24 protein-coding genes are annotated in these 24298 nt (G+C 70.5%); 14 read left to right on the top strand and 10 right to left on the bottom strand.

The window, feature by feature from the left end; genetic code table 11:
• Positions 1-63 precede the first annotated feature (63 nt).
• Together ACN27J_RS21575 and ACN27J_RS21570 are read left to right on the top strand one after the other, a co-directional pair.
• Entirely contained in the window at positions 64-732 is a 669-nt protein-coding gene (locus tag ACN27J_RS21575; RefSeq protein ID WP_278172913.1) for a PadR family transcriptional regulator, read from the top strand.
• 23 nt (positions 733-755) lie between these two features.
• Entirely contained in the window at positions 756-1835 is a 1080-nt protein-coding gene (locus ACN27J_RS21570) for an inositol-3-phosphate synthase (RefSeq protein WP_123607432.1), read from the top strand.
• A gap of 78 nt (positions 1836-1913) precedes the next feature.
• Here ACN27J_RS21570 and ACN27J_RS21565 read toward each other — a convergent pair whose 3' ends face one another.
• Complete coding sequence (locus ACN27J_RS21565; protein WP_421368940.1) at positions 1914-2396, bottom strand: methylated-DNA--[protein]-cysteine S-methyltransferase; 483 nt, start codon at positions 2394-2396, stop codon at positions 1914-1916.
• Entirely contained in the window at positions 2362-2976 is a 615-nt protein-coding gene (locus tag ACN27J_RS21560; protein ID WP_421368938.1) for a GNAT family N-acetyltransferase, read from the bottom strand. The genes ACN27J_RS21565 and ACN27J_RS21560 overlap by 35 nt, the downstream gene beginning before the upstream one ends.
• A gap of 63 nt (positions 2977-3039) precedes the next feature.
• Here ACN27J_RS21560 and ACN27J_RS21555 point away from each other — a divergent pair, with 63 nt between their 5' ends.
• The 4 genes from ACN27J_RS21555 to ACN27J_RS21540 all read left to right on the top strand — a co-directional run bounded on the left by ACN27J_RS21555 (position 3040) and on the right by ACN27J_RS21540 (position 7083).
• On the top strand, positions 3040-3558 hold the full coding sequence (locus ACN27J_RS21555) for a SigE family RNA polymerase sigma factor (RefSeq protein WP_421368936.1): 519 nt from the start codon (positions 3040-3042) through the stop codon (positions 3556-3558).
• Entirely contained in the window at positions 3555-4766 is a 1212-nt protein-coding gene (locus tag ACN27J_RS21550) for a hypothetical protein (RefSeq protein ID WP_421368934.1), read from the top strand. Before ACN27J_RS21555 ends, ACN27J_RS21550 begins: the two co-directional genes overlap by 4 nt.
• Positions 4767-4850: 84 nt before the next feature.
• On the top strand, positions 4851-5507 hold the full coding sequence (locus ACN27J_RS21545; RefSeq protein WP_421368932.1) for an NfeD family protein: 657 nt from the start codon (positions 4851-4853) through the stop codon (positions 5505-5507).
• 34 nt (positions 5508-5541) lie between these two features.
• Positions 5542-7083 carry a flotillin family protein gene (locus ACN27J_RS21540; RefSeq protein ID WP_421368929.1) on the top strand — a complete coding sequence of 514 codons (1542 nt, stop codon included), beginning with the start codon at positions 5542-5544 and terminating at the stop codon, positions 7081-7083.
• A 101-nt stretch (positions 7084-7184) separates the two neighbouring features.
• Here ACN27J_RS21540 and ACN27J_RS21535 read toward each other — a convergent pair whose 3' ends face one another.
• The gene (locus ACN27J_RS21535; RefSeq protein WP_421368927.1) at positions 7185-8054 is read right to left on the bottom strand and encodes a hypothetical protein; all 870 of its coding nucleotides are present in this window, start codon (positions 8052-8054) and stop codon (positions 7185-7187) included.
• A 129-nt stretch (positions 8055-8183) separates the two neighbouring features.
• Positions 8184-9692: a CCA tRNA nucleotidyltransferase gene (locus tag ACN27J_RS21530; protein WP_421368925.1), complete on the bottom strand. Its 1509-nt coding sequence runs from the start codon at positions 9690-9692 to the stop codon at positions 8184-8186.
• A 59-nt stretch (positions 9693-9751) separates the two neighbouring features.
• Between ACN27J_RS21530 and ACN27J_RS21525 the strand changes: the two genes are divergently transcribed.
• From ACN27J_RS21525 to trxA, 7 genes are all read left to right on the top strand, one after another.
• Entirely contained in the window at positions 9752-10795 is a 1044-nt protein-coding gene (locus tag ACN27J_RS21525) for a hypothetical protein (RefSeq protein WP_421368923.1), read from the top strand.
• A 55-nt stretch (positions 10796-10850) separates the two neighbouring features.
• Positions 10851-12632, top strand: a complete 1782-nt coding sequence (gene murJ / locus ACN27J_RS21520; RefSeq protein WP_421368921.1) for a murein biosynthesis integral membrane protein MurJ — start codon at positions 10851-10853, stop codon at positions 12630-12632.
• A gap of 586 nt (positions 12633-13218) precedes the next feature.
• On the top strand, positions 13219-14712 hold the full coding sequence (locus tag ACN27J_RS21515; RefSeq protein ID WP_421372366.1) for a protein kinase domain-containing protein: 1494 nt from the start codon (positions 13219-13221) through the stop codon (positions 14710-14712).
• A complete protein-coding gene (sigM, locus tag ACN27J_RS21510) occupies positions 14709-15401 on the top strand; it encodes an RNA polymerase sigma factor SigM (RefSeq protein ID WP_421368919.1) in 693 nt (230 codons plus the stop codon). The genes ACN27J_RS21515 and sigM overlap by 4 nt, the downstream gene beginning before the upstream one ends.
• Positions 15398-16354 carry a hypothetical protein gene (locus tag ACN27J_RS21505; protein WP_421368917.1) on the top strand — a complete coding sequence of 319 codons (957 nt, stop codon included), beginning with the start codon at positions 15398-15400 and terminating at the stop codon, positions 16352-16354. The genes sigM and ACN27J_RS21505 overlap by 4 nt, the downstream gene beginning before the upstream one ends.
• Positions 16355-16469: 115 nt before the next feature.
• Entirely contained in the window at positions 16470-17426 is a 957-nt protein-coding gene (gene trxB, locus ACN27J_RS21500) for a thioredoxin-disulfide reductase (protein WP_278172896.1), read from the top strand.
• Between the two features lie 37 nt (positions 17427-17463).
• Complete coding sequence (gene trxA / locus ACN27J_RS21495) at positions 17464-17787, top strand: thioredoxin (RefSeq protein WP_123606654.1); 324 nt, start codon at positions 17464-17466, stop codon at positions 17785-17787.
• A gap of 104 nt (positions 17788-17891) precedes the next feature.
• On the opposite strand, the gene ACN27J_RS21490 is transcribed toward trxA, so the two are convergent.
• The 6 genes from ACN27J_RS21490 to ACN27J_RS21465 form a co-directional block, all read right to left on the bottom strand.
• Positions 17892-18869 (bottom strand): ABC transporter substrate-binding protein, encoded by a 978-nt coding sequence (locus ACN27J_RS21490; RefSeq protein WP_421368914.1) that lies wholly within the window; start codon positions 18867-18869, stop codon positions 17892-17894.
• A 121-nt stretch (positions 18870-18990) separates the two neighbouring features.
• Positions 18991-19773 carry an ABC transporter ATP-binding protein gene (locus ACN27J_RS21485; protein ID WP_421368912.1) on the bottom strand — a complete coding sequence of 261 codons (783 nt, stop codon included), beginning with the start codon at positions 19771-19773 and terminating at the stop codon, positions 18991-18993.
• A 25-nt stretch (positions 19774-19798) separates the two neighbouring features.
• Positions 19799-20692 (bottom strand): ABC transporter permease, encoded by an 894-nt coding sequence (locus ACN27J_RS21480; protein ID WP_421368910.1) that lies wholly within the window; start codon positions 20690-20692, stop codon positions 19799-19801.
• Positions 20685-21404 (bottom strand): ABC transporter permease, encoded by a 720-nt coding sequence (locus ACN27J_RS21475; protein ID WP_421368908.1) that lies wholly within the window; start codon positions 21402-21404, stop codon positions 20685-20687. Before ACN27J_RS21475 ends, ACN27J_RS21480 begins: the two co-directional genes overlap by 8 nt.
• Positions 21405-21477: 73 nt before the next feature.
• Positions 21478-22554 carry a TauD/TfdA family dioxygenase gene (locus ACN27J_RS21470; protein ID WP_421368906.1) on the bottom strand — a complete coding sequence of 359 codons (1077 nt, stop codon included), beginning with the start codon at positions 22552-22554 and terminating at the stop codon, positions 21478-21480.
• 225 nt (positions 22555-22779) lie between these two features.
• Positions 22780-22905 carry a hypothetical protein gene (locus ACN27J_RS21465; RefSeq protein ID WP_421368904.1) on the bottom strand — a complete coding sequence of 42 codons (126 nt, stop codon included), beginning with the start codon at positions 22903-22905 and terminating at the stop codon, positions 22780-22782.
• A 234-nt stretch (positions 22906-23139) separates the two neighbouring features.
• Between ACN27J_RS21465 and ACN27J_RS21460 the strand changes: the two genes are divergently transcribed.
• The gene (locus ACN27J_RS21460; RefSeq protein WP_421368902.1) at positions 23140-24297 is read left to right on the top strand and encodes an N-acetylmuramoyl-L-alanine amidase; all 1158 of its coding nucleotides are present in this window, start codon (positions 23140-23142) and stop codon (positions 24295-24297) included.
• Position 24298 lies beyond the last annotated feature (1 nt).

The following is a 24298-nucleotide window of genomic DNA, read 5'->3' as shown; positions in this document are numbered from 1 at the left end:
GATGTATCGGCTCGATACATCGAGTCGACGATGCCGGGCAGACCACGAGGTAGGAGGGGCAGCGTGCTCGAACTCGCCATCCTCGGCCTGCTTCAGGAGTCCCCTATGCACGGTTACGAGCTCCGCAAGGAGCTCGCCGCCAAACTCGGGGCGATCCGTGCCGCGATCAGCTACGGCTCGCTGTACCCCACCCTGCGCAGGCTGCAGGCCAACGGCCTGATCGCCGAAGCCGACGACCCCACGACCGCCGACGCGGAGATCCCGGCACTGACCAGCCGCCGCGGCCGGGTCGTCTACACCATCACCGCAGAAGGCAAGGAGCGGTTCGCCGACCTGATCGCCCAGACCGGCCCGGAGACCTACGAGGACACCGGGTTCGGCGTGCACTTCGCCTTCTTCTCCCGGACCGACCGGGCCACCCGGCTGCGGATCCTGGAGGGGCGGCGGCGCAAGATCGAGGAACGCCGGGAAGGGCTCCGCGAGGTGCTCGGTCGAGCCGCGGAGCGGCTCGACGCGTACACCCTCGAACTCCAGCGGCACGGACTCGACGCCTGCGAGCGCGAGGTCCGGTGGCTGGAGGAGCTGATCGCCAGCGAGCGGTCCGGCCGGGCCCCACGCACCGGCCACCCCGATCCCATGAAGTTCGAACCCGCAGAGAACGATCCGCCCCCGCCTGGACAGACCAGGGAGGCTCCGCCGGGACAGCCCGGAGACGAGCCGGAGCGGCCGTGAAGAACAAGAAGGAGGCAAACGCGATGGGCTCCGTCCGCGTCGCCATCGTCGGTGTCGGAAACTGCGCCTCGTCCCTGGTCCAGGGCGTGGAGTACTACCGCAACGCCGACCCCAACGACCGCGTCCCGGGTCTCATGCACGTCACCTTCGGCGACTACCACGTCTCGGACGTGGAGTTCGTCGCGGCGTTCGACGTGGACGCCAAGAAGGTCGGCATGGACCTCGCCGAGGCGATCAACGCCAGCGAGAACAACACCATCACCTTCTGCGACGTACCGCCCACCGGGGTGCTGGTGCAGCGTGGCCCCACCCTCGACGGTGTAGGCGAGTACTATCAGGAGGTCATCCAGGAATCCGACCAGCAGCCGGTCGACATCGCCCAGGCGCTGCGCGACGCGCGCGCCGAGGTGGTCGTCTGCTACCTGCCGGTCGGCTCCGAGCAGGCCGCCCGGCACTACGCGCAGGCCGCCATCGACGCCGGTTGCGCATTCGTCAACGCACTGCCGGTGTTCATCGCCTCGGACCCGACCTGGGCGCAGAAGTTCACCGACGCCGGGCTGCCGATCGTCGGTGACGACATCAAGAGCCAGGTCGGCGCGACCATCGTGCACCGGGCACTGGCCAAGCTGTTCGAGGACCGGGGCGTCGAGCTGCTGCGCACGTACCAGCTGAACTTCGGCGGCAACATGGACTTCATGAACATGCTGGAGCGCACCCGGCTGGTCTCCAAGAAGATCTCGAAGACCCAGTCGGTGACCTCCCAGGTGCCGCACGAGATGGCCAAGAGCGACGTGCACATCGGGCCGTCCGACCACGTGCCGTGGCTGGACGACCGCAAGTGGGCGTACATCCGGCTGGAGGGCCGCTCGTTCGGTGACACCCCGCTGAACGCCGAGCTCAAGCTTGAGGTCTGGGACTCGCCCAACTCCGCCGGCGTGATCATCGACGCGCTGCGCGCCGCGAAGATCGCCCTCGACCGGGGCGTCGGCGGCCCGGTCCTGTCAGCCTCGTCCTACTTCATGAAGTCGCCGCCGGAGCAGTACGCCGACCACGACGCCCGCCAGGCGGTCGAGGACTTCATCGTCAACAAAATCGAGCGCTGATCCCGGCCGTTCGCCGGCAGATCGGCACCTCGCGTCGCCGGGCGGTCCCGCTGTAGCGGGGCCGCCCGATACGCGCGCTCAGGTCCATGCCTGGCGCAGCGCCACCGCCGCCTCCAGCTCCAGCAGGTGCCGTTTGCGGGGCAGCCCGCCACCGAAGCCGACCAGCTTGCCGCCGGCTCCGACGATCCGATGGCAGGGCACGATCACCGGGATCGGGTTGCGGTTGCAGGCCACCCCGACCGCCCGCGCCGCCTGCGGGTCGCCCACCGCCGCAGCGACCGCGCCGTAGGTTTCGGTCTGTCCGTACGGGATGTCGGTCATCCGCCGCCACACGGCCCGCTCGAACTCCGTGCCCCGCCGCACCGACAGCGGCACCGTGAAACCGGTGGACGCACCGGCGAAGTAGCCGCGCAGCTGGTCGAGCGCCGCGCACAGTACCGGGTCCGTCGGCGCGGTGTCGACCACCTCGTCGGTACGCCCGAACTGCACCCGGCACACGCCGACGTCGTCGACCGCCACCGACAGCTCACCGATCGGTGAGTCCAGCACCGCCCATCGCATCCGCCGATTGTCCGCCGGTCGGCTGACCGGCCGGGTCACCGGGTGCGGGCGGCACCGCAGCCGACATGAACAGGGCCACCTCGTCGGCGTACGGCGGCGGGTAGCGGGTGGTGTCGATACCGGTCAGGGTGAAGCCGAGCCGGCGGTACGCGCGTACCGCCGCGACGTTGACGTTCTGGGTCTCCAACCAGATCTCCCGGGCACCGTTCTCCCGGGCGGTGACCTGCGCGATGCCGATCAGCTCCCGGGCCACCCCGCGCCGACGGTACGTCGGGGCCACGTGCAGCTCGTTGACCACCTGCCGCCCGTTCCACCGCTGGTAGGTGGTCGCCATGAAGCCGGCCGGCTGGTCGTCGGCGATCGCGAGCGCGTACAGGTCCCACGGCCGACCGCCCTCGGTGACTCCCTCGGTCAGGTCGTACCGTTTGCGCACCGGCGGCGACACCGGGACCTCCCGCAGCGTGAAACCGTCAGTACCGCCCACGACCTGCAGTACGGCGGAAGCGGTGAAGCCGGTGTCGAGTCGGCGGAGCAGGTCGATCTCGAAGTGCCCGAGTACAGTCCGGATCCGAATCTCCACTGGCGCATGGTCGCATGCAAACTAATCGCGCCCGGGGACGTCTGCACTTTGTGGAGGTGCTCCGTGGGCCGGACTGAGGATCAGGATTTCACCGCGTTCGTCGCCGAACGAGGTGCGTCGCTGCTCCGGATCGCGTACGCGCTGACCGGGGACCGGCACGCCGCCGAGGACCTGGTGCAGTCGGCGCTGGCCAAGGCGTACGCCCGGTGGAGCCGGATCCACGGCGACGCCGAACCGTACGTACGCCGGGTGCTCTACCACGAGCAGGTGTCCCGGTGGCGGTGGAGCGGTCGACGACCGGAGGTCATGTACGCCAGCGTGCCGGACCGACCGGTGACCGGACCGGACGAGCACACCGCACTGCGGATGATGCTGCGCGACGCGCTACGTCAGCTTCCGCCTCGACAGCGCGCGGTCCTGGTGCTGCGCTACCTGGAGAATCTGAGCGTGGAGCAGACTGCGCAGATCCTGGGCTGCCGGACCGGGACCGTCGCCAGTCAGGCGAGTCGGGCGCTGGAGCGGTTGCGCAAGCTGGTGCCCGATTTCGCGGAGTTGACTGACCAGTCGGAGGCGCTGCGATGAAGCAGATTGAAGCCGAACGGCTGCTCCGTATGGCGCTGCGCGACCTCGCCGACGAGGTCGACGTCGGAGGCTGGTCGCCGGTCGGACCGACCGGGGAGCCGACCGGCAGGGTCGCGGCAGCGGCGATCCGCCGTGGCCGTTGGCTGCGCCGTCGACGGCGGGCGGCGGTCGCACTGGTCGCAGTGGCGGCGGTGGCCGCGGTGGCGGTGCCGTACCAGTTGCTCGGCCGCTCCGGCGACGCGCTGGTCCCGCCGGTAGGCCCGCTGCCCGCGACGCCGACCCCCGCCTCACCGGGCCCGGCCGAGGTGCCGACGGCTGCCGAGGTGCCGGTCGTCGAACTGAACGCCGCCAACTGGGCCGATGCCCCGGTCGAACTGGCCGACGGCTGGGTGGTGACCGGCGCGATCTCGCAATCATGGTCAGCTCCGGCGACCGGCCCGGACCCGTCGATCGTGCTGGACCGGTCGGCCGGGCGGTACCGGGAGATCCCGCTGCCCGCGGCGGCCTATCCCGCGCCGACCGGTGCGATGCTGGCGATCAGCGACGACGACCGGCCGTTCGAGATCGGGTTGCTCGAGGCGGGTACCGACGCACAGGTGCGGTGGGTCCATACCGGGCAGCACATCCTGACGCCGCAGTGGTCGCCGGACGGCCGGCGGTTGCTGTTGACCGTCGCGGACAAGGAGAGCGCCGAAACCAGGTTGACCATCGTCGACGCCGACAGCGGTACGGTCGCGAGCTGGCCGGTCGACACCGACCGGGCGTTCTACTGCACCGACTACTGCGAGTTCACCTGGTCGCCGGACGGTCGGGAGGTGGCGCTGAGCCAGACGGACCCGGTCGGCCAGCGCTCGGAATCGATCCGCCATCCCCGGCGTGGGATCCAGTTCTTCTCGGCGCGCGACGGATCCGCCACCCGGTTCGTGCCGGTGCGAGGGGACGTCGCCGGGCCGTGGTCGTGGTCGCCGGACGGCAGTCAGGTCGTCGTCCAGGGTCAACAGAGCGCCCAACTGGTCGACGTGGCCACCGGGGAGGTGCGCTCCGAGCTACCGACCAGCCGGGTCTACTGGACCAGTGGCGACCGACTGTTGTACATGGACTCGGCCGCCGGCATGGTCGTGGCCATCGGACCGGACAGCACCCCGCACACCCGCTACCGCCTCCCGGACCGGCTGGCCGGTCGCGAGCTGTTCCTCGCCCCTGGCTGAGGCCCCTAACCGAGGCCGCGCCCTGGCTGAGGGCGCACCCTGGCCGGGCGGGGAGGTTGCCTGGCCGGGCTACCGTTCCGGAATGTGGACACGGGGACGTTGGTCTTCCTCATCATCGGTGGTCTGGGCGTGGTGGTGCTCGCCGTCGGGCTGCTCGGCGGCGAGTTCCTACATCTCGGTGACGTCAGTGCCGACGGGCCGGTGTCGGTCGAGGTGGTCGCCGGATTCGCCGGAGCGTTCGGGTTCGCCGCGGCGATCGCCAACGAGTTGCTGGGTGCCGGCGACGCCGGCGCGGGCGGGTTGCTGGGTGCCGGCGACGCCGGCGCGGGCGGGTTGCTGGGTGCCGGCGACGCCGGCGCGGGCGGGTTGCTGGGTGCCGGCGACGCCGGCGCGGGCGGGTTGCTGGGTGCCGGCGACGCCGGTCTGACGGTGGCGGCCGCCGCGATCGGCGTCGCCGCCGCGCTGCCGGCCGGCTGGCTGACGATGCGGCTGTCCCGGGCCGCCCGGAACATGCCGACGGACGGCACCCCGACCCGCGACCACCTGGTCGGCACGCTCGGCGTGGTGATCACCCCGATCCACCCCGGCGGGTACGGCGAGATCCGGGTCCGGCTCGGCGGGCAGCCGGTGAAGCTGAGTGCCCGCGCCGACCTGCCGATCCCGCTCGGTGCCCAGGTCTTCGTGGTGGAAGCAGTCAGCGACACCAGCGTCGTCGTCGAGCAGACCCCCACGATCCAGTGACGTCGAATCCACCTCATCTCTCTAAGGAACCCGCATGACCCCACTGCTCATCGCGATCATCGGTGCTGCGGCACTGGTGCTCGTACTCATCCTCTTCGTGCTCTCCCGGATCAAGGTCGCCGGCTCCAACGAGGCGTTCATCGTCACCGGCCGCAAGGGGCGCACCACCCAGGCCCTCGACGGCACCCGGTCCACTGACATGTCCGGGCAAAAGGTGGTGATGGGCGCTTCGGTGTTCGTCCTGCCGGTGGTGCAGAAGCTGCAGGTGCTCGACCTGTCCAGCCGCCGGATCCATGTCGAGATCGCCGGCGCGGTCAGCAAACAGGGCATCCGGGCCAACCTGCAGGGCGTGGCGATCGTCAAGATCGGCGGTACGGAGGACGCGATCCGCGCGGCGGCGCAGCGCTTCCTGCACCAGCAGGACGAGATCGAGGACTTCACCCGCGAGGTGCTCGCCGGCGCGTTGCGGTCGATCGTCGGCCGGCTGACCATCGAGGAGATCATCCGGGACCGGGCGGCATTCGCCAGCGCGGTCGCCGAGGAGGCCGAGCATTCGATGACCAACCAGGGTCTGGTGCTCGACACGTTCCAACTGCAGGACATCATCGCCGAAGGGTCCTACCTGCAGGACCTCGGCCGGCCGGAGGCCGCCCGGGTACTCAAGGACGCCGCGATCGCCGAGGCACGGGCCCGACAGGCCGCCGAGCAGGAGCGGCTGCTCGCCGAGGAGGCGATCGCCGAGGCCAACCGGAACCTGTCGCTGAAGCAGGCGTCCATCCAGGCCGAGATCGACGCGGCGAAAGCCAGGTCGGCGGCGGCCGGACCACTCGCCCAGGCCGAGCGGGACCAGGCCATCCTCTCCGAGCAGCAGAAGGTCGCCGAGCGCAACGCCGAGCTGAAGGAACGCCAGCTCGACACCGAGGTCCGCAAGCCGGCCGACGCCGCCCGCTACCGGGTCGAGCAGGAGGCCGAGGCTGCTCGCAGCGCTGCCGTGCTGGCCGCCGACGCCGAGCGGCAGGCGACCATCGCCGGGGCGCAGGCCTCCGCCGAGCAGGCGCGGCTCACCGGTGAGGGTGAGCGGGCCCGGCGGGCTGCGCTGGCTGAGGCGAACGCGATCGAAGGTGCCAAGGAGGGTGAGGCCGAGCAGCGGCGGCGCAGCGCGATCGCCGACGCCGTCGAACGGGAAGGCACCGCCGAGGCGTCCGCGATCCTGGCCCGGGGCGAGGCGGAGGCTCAGGCGATGGCCCGCAAGGCCGAGGCGTTCGCCGCGTACGGCGAAGCCGCCGTGCTCGACCTGCTGGTCAAGGTGCTCCCGCAGGTGGTCGAGGCGGCGAGTGCCCCGATGGGCTCGATCGACAAGATGACGGTGATCTCCACCGACGGCGCCTCGTCGCTGGCCAAGTCGGTGGCCAGCAACGTGGCGCAGGGTCTGCAGCTCGGCAACGACCTGACCGGGATCGACCTGGCCGGCATGCTGGCCAAGCTGGGCGGCGGTGCCGAGCCGGCCAACGGCGGGCGCACGGAGCGCAGGCCACTGACCGGTTCCGCGAGCGACACCGGCGCGGACCAGGGCTGACCGGTCCTCGCCGACAACGGGCCCGGGAGTCATCCCGGGCCCGTGGTGTGGTTGCTGCCGTCATCGTCGATGATCGACGTCGACGCGGTGGGTGTCGACAGTCAGCGCTTGGACATCTCTGCGGTGTAGAGCGTCGTACTCTGCGTCATGGTGTCGCCGTCGCACTGGTAGCTGGCCGGGTCGAAGTCGACGACCAGGGTCTGGCTCTCCGAGTCGAGACCCGGGGCGCTCAACGTGACCGTGCCGTCCGCGTCGACGTCGCTGAAGGAGACAGTGCCGTCGAGGGCACGGAAGCGGTAGGTGACTTGCCCGCTGACGGTGAGGGTGACGACGGTCCCGGCTACGAATCCTTCGAAGGTGGTGCCGTCGCCGTAGTCGGTGGTGCCCGACCCGTCCTCGCGCAACTCGACCCGGGCACCGGGGCCGACGCCGGTGAACCTGGTCCTGCCAAACGGCTCTTCCAGCGCGATGTCCTCCTCGTACGAGTCCACCTGCCAGGTGCCGACCACGCAGGGGTCGACCAGCGGCGGCGAGGCTTCCCTCGGAGTCGGCAAGGCGCTGGAAGTCGGCGACGCGTTGGGGGTCAGGGAGACACTCGGATCGGCCGTGACCCGGGTGCCGTCGCCAGTGCTGCGGACCGCGATCACCACGCCGATCGCCGCCACCAGTACGACGAACGTCGCGCCGAGGGCCACCAGCGGGACCAGGTAGGACCGGCCCCGGTCGGGCGGCTGCGGCGCCATCGGGTAGCCCGGATAGCCCGGCGCACCGCTGCCCGGGTAGCCGGGCGGCGCACTGCCGGGGTAGCTGGGCCCCCCGCTGCCGGGGTAGACCGGTGCCGGCGGCTGCTGCTGCGGCGGGTGCCCGGGGTAGCCGGCCGGGCTGGACGGAACACCGCGGAACGTGCCGCACTGGAGGCAGTAGCCGGCCTGGTTGACGGACACACCGCCGCAGACCGCACACGGCTGCATCTGGGCCCTCCCGGTTGATCAGCTCTCGGTGGCGCGCGACCGCCAGCAAGATCGCCGCGCCCGTCCGTCCTGCGACGGTAGTCGAGCGGCACAACGCCCGGTAACCACCGATTCGGGCGCGACGGGTGGCTAACCGGCGTCGGGCAGGATCCCTTCGGCCCGTGCCCACCGCAGCAACTCCGCCTCGGCCTCGTCGCGGTCCAGCGGCCCGCGCTCCAGCCGGGTCTCCTTGAGATGCCGCCAGGCCCGACCGACGACCGGTCCCGGCGGTACGCCGAGCAGCTCCATGATCGCGTTGCCGTCCAGGTCCGGCCGGACCCGGGCCAGATCCTCCTCGGCCTGGATCCGGGCGATCCGCTCCTCCAGCGCGTCGTAGTCGGCGGCCAGCGCGGCGGCCTTGCGCCGGTTGCGGGTGGTGCAGTCGGACCGGGTCAGTTTGTGCAGTCGGGGCAGCAGATCTTCGGCGTCGGTGACGTAGCGGCGGACCGCCGAGTCGGTCCACTCGCCCCGGCCGTACCCGTAGAACCGCAGGTGCAGGCCGACCAGCCTGGCCACCTGGGTGGTGACCTCCTTGGGGTAGCGCAGCGCCTTCATCCGGTGCCGGGTCATCCGGGCACCGACGACCTCGTGGTGGTGGAAGCTGACCCGGCCGTCCGACCCGACCGCCTTGGTCGCCGGCTTGCCGACGTCGTGCATCAGCGCCGCCATCCGCAGCACGAAGTCGCAGCCGTCGCTCTCCAGCCGGACGGCGTTGCTCACCACGGTCAACGTGTGTTCGTACACGTCCTTGTGCTGGGCGTGCTCGTCGATCTCCAGCCGCAGCCCGGACAGCTCGGGCAGGAACCGGTCGGCCAGCCCGGAGTCGACCAGCAGCCGCAACCCGGCGACCGGGTCGGCGCCGCACAGCAGCTTGCTGAACTCGTCCCGGATCCGCTCGGCGGTGATCCGGTCCAGGTCGGCCGCCATCGCGGCCATCGCCGCGCGGACGTCCGGATGCACGGCGAACCGCAGCTGGGCGGCGAACCGGGCGGCCCGTAGCATCCGCAGCGGGTCGTCGCCGAACGAGTCCTGCGGCGTCCCCGGGGTACGGATGATCTTCGCGGCCAGATCGCTGACCCCGCCGTACGGGTCGGTGAACCGGTGCTCGGGCAGGCTGACCGCCATCGCGTTGATGGTGAAGTCGCGCCGCCGCAGGTCGTCGGCGAGGCTGGTGCCGTAGGCGACCACCGGGTTACGGGTCACCCCGTCGTAGGCCTCCGCCCGGTAGGTGGTGACCTCCAGGGTCATCCCACCCCGCCGCGCGCCGATGGTGCCGAACTCGCGGCCGGTCTCCCAGATCGCCTCCGCCCAGCCCTTGACCACCGCCAGGGTCTGGTCCGGGTGCGCGTCGGTGCAGAAATCCAGGTCGCTGCCGAGTCGGCCGAGCAGCGCGTCGCGGACCGAGCCGCCGACCAGGTGCAGCTCGTGGCCGGCGGCGGCGAACCGGTTGCCGAGCTCGTCGGCGACCGGGGAGACCCGGAGCAGTTCGGCGACGGCGTTGCGTTGCACGGCGGTCAGGTCACCCGGGGTCGCCGCAGTGCGGTCGGACCCGACGGCGGCACGAGCATCGGTGGCGCGAGGCGCGGAGGTTTCGGACATGGGATCGCCAGAGTAGCCGCTGTGGCCGCCGCCGCCCCCGCCGGGCAGGATGAGTCACCGTGCCGATTCCCGAACCGTTGGCCAGCCTGACCACCGATCCGACCTTCTGGGCGGCGTACCTGCCGCCGGTGGACGGACCCGCACCGGCCCACCACGCGCAGACCCGGGTGGTGCTGCCGGTCGCCGACGGCTACGGCCTGGTGCTGGAGATCGACCTCGGGTACGGCGAATGCCTGCTCGGCCTGCGCCAGCCGGGAGCGACGGAGCCGCTGCCGCTGGCCCGGCTGGATCCGGGCCGGCCGTACGCGGCGGTGCTGCGCTGGGCGGAGCTGGACCTGATCGGCCGGTTGCTCGCCCTGGACGATCCGGCGTGGCCACATCCCGGTCTGCTGGTGGCGCTGCTGCACCGGTACGCGCCACCGGCCGGTGACCCGCCGGAGGCGGACCGGGCAGCCACCATGCTGGCCACCGCACTGCGCGCGCTACGCCGCGCCGACCCGCCGGTTACCGACGGCCCGGCGGCACCTGATGGCTCAGCGATCACTGGCGACGGTCCGGCGGGCGACCCGGACGGCACCGATGCGAGGACCGGCCCGGTGCAGCCGCCGCTGGAGCTGTTCGCCGACCCGTCCTGGTGGCCGGCACCGGCCCCGGTCGACCCCCGGATCCTCGACGACGATTCGGTGGCCCGGCAGGTCCGCGACCATCTCGACCACGGCGCCCGGACACACTGGCGGTACGCCGCCGGCTGGGGCTGGGTGGCCACCGGGCAGCCGGACGGCCCCGGCGCACCGTCCCGCGTCCTCGGTGCGGAGTCCTTCCCGTTCGACGAGGTCACCGAGTTGGTACGCCGCGCGGCGGCCCGGCACCGCCGGCTGCTCGACACGCCGTGGCGTACGCCGGCCGTGGCCGAACTGGCCCGGCGGGCCTGCGACACCGGTGACCTGGCGATGGTGCCGGTGCTCGGCCGGACGCTGGCCGACGCCGGCTGTGACCATCCGACCTTGCTGGACGCGCTGACCGAGCCGGTGGTGCCGGCCGAGGCCGCCTGGGTGGTCGACGCACTGTCGGGCATCGTCCCGGCCGAAGACGACGGCCGATAGGCTCGAACCTGCGTCCGGCGCGGCGGTTCCGGCGTACCGGCGGGGTGGAGGTCCGATGAGTGGCGGGTTGTACCGGAGCACGAACGCCGACCCCGGTCGGGGCGGCCCGGAGCCGGACGGCGCCACGCTGATCTCCGTCGGACCGGGCGGCCAGCCGGTGGTGGAGTCGACCGCGCCACCATCCGAGCCGCCGGCGGCCATGCCGGACCCGGCGGTGCAGGAGCCGCAGGAGGGCGGCAGCGCCGCCACCAACAGCGCGGTCATGGCGCTGGGCAGCCTGGTCAGCCGGGGCACCGGCTTCCTGCGGACCCTGGTACTGGCGGCAGCGCTCGGCGGATCGCTGGTCGGCAACGCCTACACCACGGCGCAGATCTTCCCCGGCATGGTGTACGAGTTCCTGCTCGGCGGGATCCTGACCAGCGTCCTGGTGCCGGTGCTCGTGCGGCGACGCAAGTCGGACCCGGACCGGGGTCAGGCGTACGCGCAGCGGCTGCTGTCGCTGGCGGTGCTGGCGCTGGCCGTCGCCACCCTGGTCGCGATGGCCGCGGCACCGCTGCTGACGCTGCTCTACTCCAGTGACCGCACCACGGAGGAGTTCCGTGACCTGGTCACTCTGCTGTCGTACCTGATGTTGCCGATGATCTTCTTCACCGGGTTGTCGGCGCTGGTCAGCGCGTTGTTGAACACCCGGGGGCACTTCGCGGCGCCGATGTGGGCACCGATCCTCAACAACCTGGTGGTGATCGCCACCCTGGGCACGTACATCGCGATCTTCGGTGCCCGGATTATCGAACCGGGCGAGATGACCCCCGGCCGGATCGTGCTGCTCGGCGGCGGCACCCTGCTCGGCGTGGTGGTGCAGGCCGCCGGCCTGGTCCCGGCGCTGCGTAAGGTCGGTTTCCGGTGGCGCTGGCGGTTCGACTTCCGCCAATTGGGCCTCGCCGAACTGGGTCGGCTCGGGGTCTGGATGTTCTGCTACGTGGCGGTCAGCCAACTCGGCCTGGTGGTGGTGTTCAACCTGCTGAACCGGGCGGGCGACGAGGACGAAGCCGGCCCGCTGATCTACAACAACGTGTTCCTGCTGTTGATGATGGCGCACGGCATCATCGCCGTCTCGGTGATCACCGCGCTGATGCCGCGGATGAGCTCGGCCGCTGCCGACGGCCGCTACTCGGACATGGCCGTCGACCTGGCGCGCGGCACCCGGACGGTGACGGCGGTGCTCGCGCCGATCGCCGTCTGCTACGCGGTGCTGGCCACCCCGGTTTCCTTCTCCCTGTTCCGGTACGGCGCGTTCGACACCGAAGCCGCCGACGCCACCGCCGTGGTGCTGCTGGCGGCGGCGGTCGCCCTGGTGCCGTTCGCGGTCAGTCAGCTGTTCACCTTCGGCTTCTACGCCCTGCCGGACACCCGCACCCCGGCATTGATCAACATTCCGGTGGTGGCGCTCCGGATTCTCGTCCAGATCGGGCTGTTCGTCGCCCTGTCGGTGCAGTTCGCGGCGCCCGGCCTGATGATCGGCAACGGGGTCTCGTACCTGGCAGCGGCGGTGCTGTCGGCCTGGTTGCTGCGCCGCCGGGTCGGTCGGATCGGGTTCGGCGGCATCATGGTCACCTTCGGCAAGGTGGCGCTGGCGGCCGGCGGTGCCGCCCTGGCCGGGTGGCTCGTGGTCACGTTGCTGCCCGGTGGCGACACGCCGAGCCAGCCGTTGGCGATCCTGCAGCTCGTGGTCGGCGGGGCCGCAGTCGGGCTGGTCTACCTCGGGTTGGCGGTGGTCCTGCGGATCCGCGAGATCGTCGACGTGCTGGCGATGGTGCGCCGTCGCCTCGGCCGCTGACCGGCGAGATCAGCCTGTGGACGGACCTGTGGATAACCGGGTTGGACACGCTCGACACCAGGTCAGCACCTGTGGATAACTCAAAACCAGGATCCTCGTTACGGGCGGTGTCGGAGCCTCGGTGGCCCGGTCGCGGTGGGCTGTCGAGTGGGCTGTCGAGTGGGCTGTCGCGGCGGGCTGGGAGCGGCACCCGGGCGGTACAACGTATATTTGCGATGGAGGTTATGCGTGCGGCTGGCCGTACGGGCGGGGCGGCATTGACCGATGGTCCGCCCGACGGCAGGTCGATCCCCGGTCGGCATTGCGGGAGCTGCGGGAAGCTGACATGTTGGTGGTGCCGCAACGCAGGTAAGGTCGTTCTGGACGGATACGTGCGACACCGGGTCGTGAACGGTGACGTTCCACCGCTGCGGGGCCGGCCGGTGCCGGCAGCACGAGGACCGCACGGCAAGAGCGACCAGCAGGACAACCGGACAACCGGCAGAACACCGGACGACCAGCACCAGGGTTCGACCGAGACGATCCACAGGGAGGACGGGTGACCCAGGTCGGCGAAGGCCAGGAGGCGGACGAGGCCAGTCCGCCGATGATGGCCTTCGATGCGCCCTCCGCCGGCGAGATCCTCGCCGAGCGATACCAGCTGGCTCAGCACGTCAACAACGACAGTGCGGGCCGGCAGGTCTGGCGTGGGGTCGACGTGGTGCTGCGCCGTCCGGTCGCGGTGGTGCTGCGCTACCCCGGTGGCGATTCCGCCATGGAGATGCTGCAGGCCGCGGTCCGGGCCAGTCGGGTCATCCACTCCAACCTGGTCGGCGTCTACGACGCCATCGACGAGGGGCAGCGGGCCTACGTCGTCCGCGAGTGGGTGGAGGGCGACTCGCTGCGCGAGGTGATCGCCGCCGCCGGTCCGTTGGACGCGGCCCGGGCCACCATGATCGCCCACTCGGTCGCCTCCGCCATCGCTGCGGTGCACGCCACCGGCATGGTGCACGGCAACATCCACCCCGGCACGGTGATGATCGGCCACGACGGCCGGGTGGTGCTGGCCGACGCACGGGCCGACAGCTCCGACACCTACGAAACCGACATCCGGGCGATCGGCGGGGTGCTCTACTTCGCGATGACCGGTCACTGGCCACAGCACGAGGCCGGCAGCACGACGCTGCCGGACGCGGTCCGGGATGCGACCGGGGCGGTCGCCGCCCCCCGTCAGGTGCGCTCCGGTGTTCCGGCGTACCTCGACGACCTGACCATGGATCTGCTCGACCCGCGACTCGCGCTGCCCTCCTCGGAGGTGCTCGCCGCCGAGCTGGGTCGGCTCGACGCCAGCACCGAGGAGCACTACCTCGACAGCGTCGGACCGCTGCGGTTCTCGGCGGCCGACGACGACGAGCCGACCGGCACCCCACTCGCGTCCCGCCGCAAGATCGCCGCCGGTGTCGCCGGCCTGCTGGTCATCGCGGTGACCGGGCTGTACTTCGGGATCAGCGCGCTCGGCAACGACGGTGACGGCGAAGACGGTCAGCCGACACCGCCGCAGACTCAGGTGACCTCGACCCCGGATCCCACCGAGACCAGCGCCCCGGCCCAGCCACAGCCGATCGCCCTCTCCGGCGACCAGGTCCGCATCGTTGACGCCGACGGTGCCCGTGACGAGCTCGACGGGGCGGAGGCCGCCGTCGACGGCGACACCAACACCGGCTGGGAGACCGACGCCTACGAGCGCAACCCCAACTTCGGCAACCTGAAGCGGGGCATGGGGGTGCTGATCGACCTGCAGGAGCCACGGGCGGTGACCAGCGTGAAGGTCGAGCTGTCCGCGTCCGGTGCCACCGCCGAGCTACTGGCCGGTCCGAACGATCCGGGAGCGACCCGGGAAGGCGACGACGAGATCCTCGAGACGTTCACCGACCGGATCGGTGCCCGATTCGAGAACGCCGACGGCGCAACCCTCACCTTCAGCGGGTTCTCGCCCGACGAGACCTACCAGTACCTCCTGGTATGGATCACCAAGCTGCCTCCGATCGGCAACGACAAATACCAGATCGGCGTTCAGGAGATCACGGTCGAGGGGCCATGACCGGACGCCGGGCCGACCTCGGCGACGAGGAACTGCTCCGGGCACACGTCGACGGCGACCCGGAGGCATTCGCCGAGTTGGTACGGCGGCACCAGGACCGGCTCTGGGCGGTTGCCCTGCGTACGCTCAGCGACCGGGAGGAGGCCGCCGACGCGCTGCAGGACGCGCTGCTGTCGGCACACCGCGCGGCCGCCCGATTCCGGGGCGACGCTGCGGTCACCACCTGGCTGCACCGCATCGTGGTCAACGCGTGCCTGGACCGGGTACGCCGCCGCAAGTCCCACCCCACGGTCCCGCTGCCCGACGGTGGCCGGGACGACGACAGCGTACGCGGCACCGAGCCGGCGGCACCCCCGGTCGATCACGACACCGCCCTAGTCGTCCGCCAGGCACTGGCCGAGCTGCCGGCGGAGCAGCGGGCCGCGTTGATCCTGGTCGACGTGCAGGGCTACCCGGTCGCCGACGCGGCGGTGATGCTCGGCGTCGCCGAGGGCACGGTGAAGAGCCGCTGCGCCCGGGGGCGGGCCCGGCTGGCCGGGCTTCTCGGGCATCTGCGGCCGCAACGGGCGGGTGCGCAGGTGGCACCGCCACGCGCCCAGGTGTCGTCGCTCACCCCACGGAACCCGCAGCGGCTCGACGACGTCCCATCAGGGTCCGCACGTGGCGACGGTGGCAAGGAGGAGCGGTGACCGCCGACCGGTTCCAGGAGGTCGATCGAGAGCTACTCGCCGACTACGTCGGTGGGGCGCTCGACGGCACCCCGGACGAGGTCACCGTGGCCCGGCTGATCGCGGAACGACCGTCCTGGCGGGCGGCCCACGACGAGCTGGTCGAGGCCACCCAGCTGGTCCAGACGATGCTCGCCGAGTGGGGCAGCGTCGTCGAGCCGATCCCACCCGACGTCGCCGACCGGGTGCACGCCGCCCTGGCCGCCGAGCCGCTACCGCAGCCGACCCCGGACCCGGACCCGGCGATCAGCCCGGATCTGGCCACCGTCGCAGCACCGGTACCGCTGGCGGCGGCCCGCACGCGGCGGGACCGTCGCCGCCGCTGGCAGCGGTACGCCGCTCCGATCACCGTCGCGGCGGCCGCCGTGGCGTTCGCCGGCCTCGGGGTCGGCCAGCTGCTCGGTGCCGGGTCCGCCGACGACGCGAGCACCACGGCGGGTAGCGCGTCGGACGATGCCGGCAGCGCCGAAAGCCAGCAGAGCGCCGAGACCCGGCAGGAGGACCAGCCGGGCACGATGATGGACGCCTCCGCACCTCGGCTGCTGGCCAGCGGCACCGACTACCAGCGGGCGACGATCGTGCCGATGTTCGAGGCCGTCGGGCGCGGCGGCGTCGACGGGGGGCAACCGGCGGCCGGCGAGGACACCGTACTGCAGGAGTCGCCCGCCTCGACGGCACTGGCCAGACTCGCCGACCCGGCCGCGCTGGCCGACTGCGTGGCCGCGGTGACCGCCGAGCACGGTAACGGCGTACTCGGCGTCGACCTGGTGGACTTCGCGGCGTTCGAAGGTGAACCGGCGCTGGTCCTCTCGTTCAGCGACAGCTTCGGTGCCAGCTGGATCTGGGTGAGCGGCACCGGCTGCGGTACGCCTGTGGCCGGCGCGGACACCAGGTACTCGGCACAGGTAGGGTGACCCTGCCGGCCGCGTGACGTGGGACACGCGGCACCGGAGCGGGATTACTCCCCGGCTCCGAGGCGTTGTCGTCAACGGTCGCCGTTGCGCAGAAATCAGACTTTGGGAGTCGGCAGTGGACGAGGTCCGCAACCTGATCATCATCGGCTCGGGGCCGGCCGGTTACACCGCCGCGGTGTACGCCGCGCGCGCCAACCTGCGCCCGCTCGTCATCGAGGGGGTGCAGTCCGGCGGAGCGCTGATGACCACCACCGAGGTGGAGAACTTCCCGGGCTTCCCGGACGGCATCATGGGTCCGGAGCTGATGGACTCGATCCGCAAGCAGGCCGAGCGCTTCGGTGCCGAGTTCGTCACCGACGACGTGACGCGGGTCGAGTTGGCCGACACCGGCACCCCGGGCACCACCGAGGCCAGCACCGTCTACGTGGGCGAGACCGGCTACCGGGCCAAGGCGATCATCCTGGCCACCGGCTCCGCGTGGCGTCCCCTGAACGTCCCCGGTGAGCAGGAGTTCCTCGGCCACGGGGTGTCCTCCTGCGCAACCTGTGACGGCTTCTTCTTCCGGGGGCAGCACGTCGTGGTGGTCGGCGGTGGCGACTCGGCGATGGAGGAAGCCACCTTCCTCACCCGGTTCGCCGAATCGGTGACCATCGTGCACCGCCGCGACGAGTTCCGGGCCAGCCAGATCATGGCGGCCCGCGCGCTCGGCAACGACAAGATCCGGGTCGAATGGAACAGTGTCGTCGAGGAGATCCTCGGCGCCGACGGTAAGGTCTCCGGAATCCGGCTGCGCAACACGCACACCGGCGAGTCCCGGACGCTCGACGTCACCGGGGTCTTCGTCGCGATCGGCCACGACCCGCGGAGCGAAATGTTCCGCGGCCAGGTGGAGCTCGACGAGAACGGCTACGTGCTGGTCGACTCGCCGAGCACCCGGACCAGCGTGCCGGGCGTGTTCGCCGCCGGTGACCTGGTCGACCACACCTACCAGCAGGCGATCACCGCTGCCGGCAGCGGTTGCGCGGCGGCGCTCGACGCCGAGCGTTACCTCGCCACACTCGAAGAGGTCTGACCGCCGGCGCACCGGCGGTCGAGGAGGAGGATTTTCCGTGGGAGCTACCCGAGCGGTCACCGAGGCCAGCTTCGCCACCGACGTACTGATGTCCGACAAGCCGGTGCTGGTGGACTTCTGGGCCGAGTGGTGCCAGCCGTGCCGCAAGGTCGCACCGCTGCTCGAGGAGATCGCCACCGAGATGGGTGACAAGGTGTCGATCGTCAAACTGAACATCGACGAGAACCCGGAGATCGCCCGCCGGTACCGGGTGATGTCGGTTCCCACGCTCACCGTGTTCAAGGCCGGTGAGCCGGTACAGTCGGTGGCTGGCGCCCGGCCCAAGGGCGACCTGGTCAAGCTGATCGAGTCGGCCTTCTGACCCCGAACGTACGGACCTGCAGGTCGGGCCCGGTCAGGCACGCTGCCTGACCGGGCCCGACTGTTCTCTGCGCTGCCCACGGTCCGTGGGCAGCGCAGGTGACCTCACTGGGCCTGGGCGAACTCCGGGACGGAAGCGGCGGCGTCGAACTCCGGTGTGAGGATCTCCGCCTCCTTGAACAGCTGCACGGCGTTGTCCAGAGCTGCCATGTCGATGTAGCCGCTGTAGGCCAGTTCCGGGACCTCGGCGAGTTCCGCGACGGGCTTCTTGCAGTACTTCGAGAAGATCTCGAACTTGTCAGCGTCGCTGGCAGGCTCGTTGGCCTCGTCGGCCGCTTCCTGCATGGCCGCCACGAACTGCTCCGCGGCGGTCCGGTTCTCCTCCAGCCAGGTGGAGGTCACCGCGTACAGGGCGTTGGGGGTGGCTCCCACCCCGTCCCACGTCGGGTTGCCGATGGACTTGCCCTTTCCATTGGCAACGATCTTGTGGACGTCCGCCGCAGTCACCGCACCGGCGTCGACGGTGCCGTTCTCGACAGCCGGCTCGATGTCGGCGAATCCGAGGGCGACGAACTCAGCGGTCGACTCCTGCCCCGTCGCTGCCTCGATCCAGCGGTTGATCAGGGTGACGATGGTGCCGCCGAGGTCGTTGACGGCGATCGTACGGCCTTGCAGATCGGCAGGTCCGTTGATGTCGGAGTCGTTGTTGACGATGATGCCCTGGCTGTCCTCGGTGGTTTCTCCACTGTCCGAAATGATCTTCAGGTCGACGCCCTTGTCGATCGCGGTGAGCAGACCCTGCGGGCTGACGAAGGCGACATCCGCCGCTCCGCCCTGCACCGCCGCGATCCCGGCCGACCCGGACTGCACGTTGACCAGCTCGATGTCGAGGCCGTGCTCGTCGAAGATCCCCTGGTCCAACGCGTAGAGGGAGAGCTCGTTGCAGAGATACAGGGTGGTCATCCGGATGCTGTCCGACGCCGCTCCGTCGGTGCCGTCCGACCCGTCGGAGGAGCAGGCGGCGGTGCCGCAGACCAGCAGGGCGCCTCCGAGGACTACCGCAACTTTCCTCGCTGATAGCATGATTTATCCTCTTTCTTCAGTGTTGATGACACGCCCTCTCGGGCGGCCGACGTCCGCCGTCCGCTCGGTAGCGAAGACGGCAGTGAGCAGGTGGAGTTGACCCGCTGTCCGGGCGGTCCGATCAGTCCGACTGGTCGGCCGGCGGCCGCATGACCAGGCGGAAGATCTCGCTGCGAAGTTGGGCGAACCGCGGTTCGAGCTTGGTGAGGACCTGGTCCCGCGGGCGGGGCAGATCGATGGACAGGTCATGGGCGAGTCGCCCTGGATTGGCTTGGAGGACCAGCACCCGGTCGGCGAGATAGACCGCCTCGTCGATGTCGTGGGTGACGAAGACGACCGTCATCTGGTACTCGTGGCGTACCTTGAGGACCAGGTCTTCGAGGTCCGCGCGGGTCTGGGCGTCGACGGCGGCGAAGGGTTCGTCCATCAGCATCACCTCGGGCCGTACGACCAGCGCCCGGGCGATCGCCACCCGCTGCTGCATTCCCCCGGACATCTGCCAGGGGTACAGGCTCTCCACCCCGTGCAGGCCCACTGCGGCAAGGGCCTCGGACACCCGTACGGCGATCTCGTCCCGGGGCAGCCGGGCCGCCTTGCCGGCGATGGCCAGGTTGCGGCGGACCGTCATCCATGGGAAGAGCGAGCGGCCGTAGTCCTGGAATACGACGCTCAGCCCGACCGGCGGACCGGTGACCGGAGCGTCACCGAGGCGGATCTGCCCTGCGGTCGGAGTGAGCAGCCCGGCCATCATCATCAGCATCGTCGACTTGCCGCAGCCCGATGGTCCGACCACACAGACGAACTCGTTCCGGCCGATGGTGAGCGACGTCGGGGAAAGAGCCAGGCGGGGACCGGTCTTCGCGGCCGGATAGCTCTTCGTGACGTTGTCGATGGTCAGAGTCATGACGGTCCTCCGGTCGGATCGGGCTTCACAGGGCACCCAGGCCGGTACGGCGCTGCCAACGCAGTGCCCGGTGTTCGAGCCGGGCGGCGGCGAAGTTGAGGACGAGACCGATGATCGCGATCAGCAGGAACGCCGACCACATCTGCAGGTAGCTGAAGGTCTCCTGGAACCGCATCACTTCGTAGCCGACGCCAGCGGTGGTGGCGTAGAACTCCGAGACGATCACCATGATCAGACCGACTCCGATGCTGACCCGGACACCAGCCAGGATCTGCGGAGCGGCGGCGGGCAGGATGACGTGCCGGTAGAGCTGCCAGCGGGACAGGCGCATACTGCTGGCGCTGCGGAGCCAGGCGGCGTTGACCCCGGCCACCCCGTCCGCCGTGTTGATCATGATGAGCCAGACGGTGCCGAAGAAGATCACGAAGATGTTCAGGGCGTCGGACACCCCGAAGATCTGCAGGGCCACCGGGAGCAGCACCACCTTCGGAGTGGCCAGCCAGAACCGGATCATCGGGCTGTACATATCCCTGATTACGGCGCTGCGTCCGACAAGAACCCCGCCGATCACGCCCACCACGAAGGCCAGCAGCATCGCCCGGGCCAGCCGGGACATGCTCGGCAGCACAGCGGTCCAGAACTGGTCGGACAGGAACGCCTGCCGTGGCGACCCGGAGATCCAGTCCGCGCCGAACTGTTCCACGATCAAGGTCAGCGGCGGGAAGAAGATCGTGGGGTTCGCCCGCGCGTACACCTCCCACACCACCAGCACGCCGCCGAGCAGCCAGAGGTGCGTCAGCGGACGCAGGTAGCGGGCGACCCGACGACCGACGGAGCGTCCCGTGACGGTCGATGGTGCGGCAGGTGACGCAGGTCCGGGGGCCGCCGCCGGCCGCGCGTGCGCCAGCGGGCTAGTCAACGGACTTCCACTTCACGATGCGGTCCTCCAGCCGAGTGATGGCGGCGTAGACGAAGACCCCCACGACGCCGACGATCAGGGTTCCGGCGATGACATAGTCCGCTCGCCCCGCCCGCTGGTACGCCACCAGCACCGTGCCGACCCCGTTCAGGGCGCCGAGCAGCTCGGTGCTGATCACCACCACGAGGGCCGCGCCGGAGGCGATCCGGACGCCCGTGAAGATCGACGGAAGGGCGGTCGGCAATGCGACGCTCAACTGGGTACGCAGCCACGAGAAGCGCATCGACCGAGCCGCGTCGATCCGGGTGGGTTCGACGCCGGACAGTCCGTAGATGGTGTTGATCAGGATGGGCCAGACGATGGCGTAGACGGCCACCGCCACCTTCATCTCGGTGCCCAGCCCGAGCAGCAGAATGAAGATCGGGATCAGTGCGGTGGACGGCACCGACCGAAAGGCGTCCACCGCGACCGAGGTCGGTACGGCGAGACCAGGGATCGCTTTCGACAGCGCCCCGATCGCCACTCCGACGACCGTTGCCAGCCCGAGGGCGAGCGCCCAGCTGCCGAGAGTGTCCACCAGCCCGGACCGGAACTGCGCGGAGCTCAGCAGGCCGGGCAGGTTGCCCAGGACGGCGGCCGGGCCGGGAAGGGAGTTCTCGGGAAGGGCCTCGGTCACCCGGATCAGTTGCCAGGCGAGCAGGACCGTACCCACTCCGAGGACACTGAGGGCCGCGGATCTTCCGCGTCGAGCAATATCCATGTCACTCCCTTCCCGGCGATCCCGGCTACAGGCCCCAGTCGAAGCGGGGCAGCGCCGCCAGGTGGATACTGAACCGCCCCTGGTCGTCGACGACCGTCTCGTCGCGGGTCTCGGCCCGGGATTTCACGACGTGCCGCCCGAAGTTGGGGGCGAGCGGACGCCCGACGTCGCGTTGCAGCCACAGCCGCAGCAGGTGCCGACGACGCCCCTGTTCGGGCCAGTCGACAAAGGCGGTACGGGAGTGCAGGGCGGCATAGTTGAGCAGCCACTGGATGTCCCCGGGCCGGAACTCCATGTCCAGGGCGACTCCGGGCTCGCGGGCGATGTCGTCGAGCAGGTGCAACAGTTCGACCTGTTCCCCGGTCATCCGCGGCACCTCGGGATAGTCCTGCGCCGAAAAGATGATCTTGCTTCCGGCGTAGATGCTGAAGGTCTTCTCGACGTAGCTGACGATCGGGGAGGTGTAATAGGGCGCTGGGGCGTCGTGATCCTGCTTGTACCAGTCGAAGTACCACGGCTCCAGCAGCAGCGGAGCCAGCTCCGGACGGCGGGCCAGCACCTCGTTGAAGAGGGTCGCTCCGCTGACCAGGCTGCTTGCTCCACCCTGACGGGCGGCACGCAGGCAGAGCAGAGCCACCACGTCCGAGCTGTCGGAGTGGAAGTCGAGCTTGTCGCGAATCTTCGACCCGAGCGCGGTGGGATCGGCGCTGGTCTTCTCCGAGGTGGCGAGGACGTGGTCGACCAGGTCACCGAGTTCGTTCTGCCGCATCGGAACGCCCAGGTGCAACCCGAGCAAGAAGAAGATCGCGGCCGACAGCGCGTCACTGTAGTGCTCGACCCGCAGTCCGCGGACCAGCACGAAGCCCCGACCGGAGTCGAGATCCTCGGCCCAGCGGGTGAGCCCTTCGGCAAGTGCCGGTAGCTGATACTGCTCAGCGGTGACGGCACGCAGATCCGGATCGTCGTCGACGAACCGCCGACCGACCCGCTCGAGTTCGGCGACCTCTGCCTCGCCGAGTTGGTACTGCCAGGACGTGTCGTCGGCGATCTCGTCGCCGCGCCATGCAGCGGGACCTTCGATCGGTTTGAGAGTTGTCATCATCGAGATTGCTCCTGAAATCGACTGGCTGCCATGCCCGAATCACACCGGAAACGGTGATCATGGGAGTGTTCGACCCGTTGATGGCCGACGCCGGGGGACCGTCGCAACGGACGGCCGACCTGCCGGCGGTGTCAGAAGGCCCTCAGATCTGGTCCGATGTCGTCGCCTGCCCACAGGCGCGCATCGGCCGGACCGCACCGGTGCGGTCCGCCTGGGGCGGCAGAGTCAAAACAGGATCATGATGCCGCCGACGGCGGCGCCGAAGCGGATTCCATGACGCTTCGGATTGTTGCGGGCCCGGGTGTGCACCGACGGCACGACCGGAGGACTCGTCTCCGTCCTGGTCACCATCAGCTCACCTCCCGGGTGTCTCGCCTTTCAAGACGTCATCTTGTAATTGGCAGGAGCGACTGTCAAGGGTAGGACACACACTTGTTACACCCCGGTACGAGCCGTTTTCCCTGCTCACGGGTCGGTGACCCGCCCCGCCCGTACGGTCCGCTTCGCCGCAACCCGGGTACGGGCGCCTGCCGGCCGGGTTACGCTCCGGATCGTCCGCGCCTGCAGGGGGGAGGTCCGCGTCCCGTGCGCCCGATCCGCCGTGACGATCAGGGTCCCGCCGTGGCCGAGATCCGCTCCATCCTGGTCAACCTGGAGCTGCTCGAGCCAACCCCGGGGGCCGACGTCTTCGACGCCCGCACCGAGCACGCCGTACGCGCCTTCCAGCAGCTCCGTGGCCTGAGCATCGACGGCCGGGTGGGCGCGGAGACCTGGCGGGCGCTGGACGCCGCCCGCTGGCGGCTCGGTGACCGGGCGCTCTACCACTCGATACCGCAGCCGCTTGTCGGCGAGGACGTCCGGGCGTTGCAGGAACGACTGCTGGAGATGGGCTACGACGTGGGCCGCGCCGACGGGGTGTACGGCGGGCGCACCGCCCGCTCGGTCACCCAGTTCCAGCGGGAGGTGGGACTGACCGCCGACGGCAGCTGCGGGCCGTACACCATGCATGCGATGCGTCGGCTGGGCCGCAAGGTGGTCGGCGGGCGCCCGCAGTGGCTGCGGGAAGCGGACGCGTTCCGCGAGTCCGGCCCCAACCTGGTGGGCAAGACGATCGTCATCGACCCTGGTCACGGGGGACCCGATCCCGGTGTGGTGGTCACCGACAGCGGCCGGCGCTGGTCCGAGGCGGAGCTGGCGTACGACCTCGCCGCCCGGTTGGAGGGGCGGCTGGCGGCAGCCGGGATGCGGGTGCATCTCACCCGGGGTCCGGCCACCACCACGGTGCTCAGCGACCCGGCGCGCACCCAGCTGGCCAACGACATCGGCGCGGACCTGTTCATCTCGCTGCACGTCGACGGGCACGCCAACCCGGCCGCCGACGGGGTGGCCACCTACCATTACGGCACCGGCAACGGGGTCACCTCGACGGTCGGCGAGCGGCTCGCCGGGCTGGTGCAGCGGGAGATCGCGGTGCGTACCGGCCTGCGCGACTGCCGCATCCACGCGAAGAGCTGGGAGTTGCTACGGCTGACCCGGATGCCGGCGGTACGGGTGGACGTTGGCTATCTGACCTGCTCGGCCGACCGGGCCCGGCTGATCCGGCCCGGGTTCCGTGACCAGGTGGCCGAGGCGCTGGTCGCCGCGGTGCAGCGGATGTACTACCCGGTGGAGCTGGACGTGCCGACCGGGTCGATCGACGTGCACACGCTACGGGCGGTGGTCGACGCGACGGCGGAGGCCTGAA

Origin of the sequence: Solwaraspora sp. WMMB762, assembly GCF_049179115.1 — a bacterium.
Lineage (GTDB): Bacteria > Actinomycetota > Actinomycetes > Mycobacteriales > Micromonosporaceae > Micromonospora_E.
This window is presented reverse-complemented; position numbering and strand designations above follow the sequence as displayed.

Bases quoted from the DNA above. Each gene is read 5' to 3' on its own strand.
- murJ (WP_421368921.1), top strand. From the start codon at position 10,851: ATGAGTGGCGGGTTGTACCGGAGCACGAACGCCGACCCCGGTCGGGGC.
- ACN27J_RS21490 (WP_421368914.1), bottom strand. From the start codon at position 18,869: ATGCTATCAGCGAGGAAAGTTGCGGTAGTCCTCGGAGGCGCCCTGCTG.
- ACN27J_RS21470 (WP_421368906.1), bottom strand. From the start codon at position 22,554: ATGATGACAACTCTCAAACCGATCGAAGGTCCCGCTGCATGGCGCGGC.
- ACN27J_RS21535 (WP_421368927.1), bottom strand. From the start codon at position 8,054: ATGCAGCCGTGTGCGGTCTGCGGCGGTGTGTCCGTCAACCAGGCCGGC.
- ACN27J_RS21465 (WP_421368904.1), bottom strand. From the start codon at position 22,905: ATGGTGACCAGGACGGAGACGAGTCCTCCGGTCGTGCCGTCGGTGCAC.
- sigM (WP_421368919.1), top strand. From the start codon at position 14,709: ATGACCGGACGCCGGGCCGACCTCGGCGACGAGGAACTGCTCCGGGCA.
- ACN27J_RS21550 (WP_421368934.1), top strand. From the start codon at position 3,555: ATGAAGCAGATTGAAGCCGAACGGCTGCTCCGTATGGCGCTGCGCGAC.
- ACN27J_RS21515 (WP_421372366.1), top strand. From the start codon at position 13,219: ATGATGGCCTTCGATGCGCCCTCCGCCGGCGAGATCCTCGCCGAGCGA.
- ACN27J_RS21570 (WP_123607432.1), top strand. From the start codon at position 756: ATGGGCTCCGTCCGCGTCGCCATCGTCGGTGTCGGAAACTGCGCCTCG.
- ACN27J_RS21540 (WP_421368929.1), top strand. From the start codon at position 5,542: ATGACCCCACTGCTCATCGCGATCATCGGTGCTGCGGCACTGGTGCTC.
- ACN27J_RS21530 (WP_421368925.1), bottom strand. From the start codon at position 9,692: ATGTCCGAAACCTCCGCGCCTCGCGCCACCGATGCTCGTGCCGCCGTC.
- ACN27J_RS21485 (WP_421368912.1), bottom strand. From the start codon at position 19,773: ATGACTCTGACCATCGACAACGTCACGAAGAGCTATCCGGCCGCGAAG.
- ACN27J_RS21565 (WP_421368940.1), bottom strand. From the start codon at position 2,396: ATGCGATGGGCGGTGCTGGACTCACCGATCGGTGAGCTGTCGGTGGCG.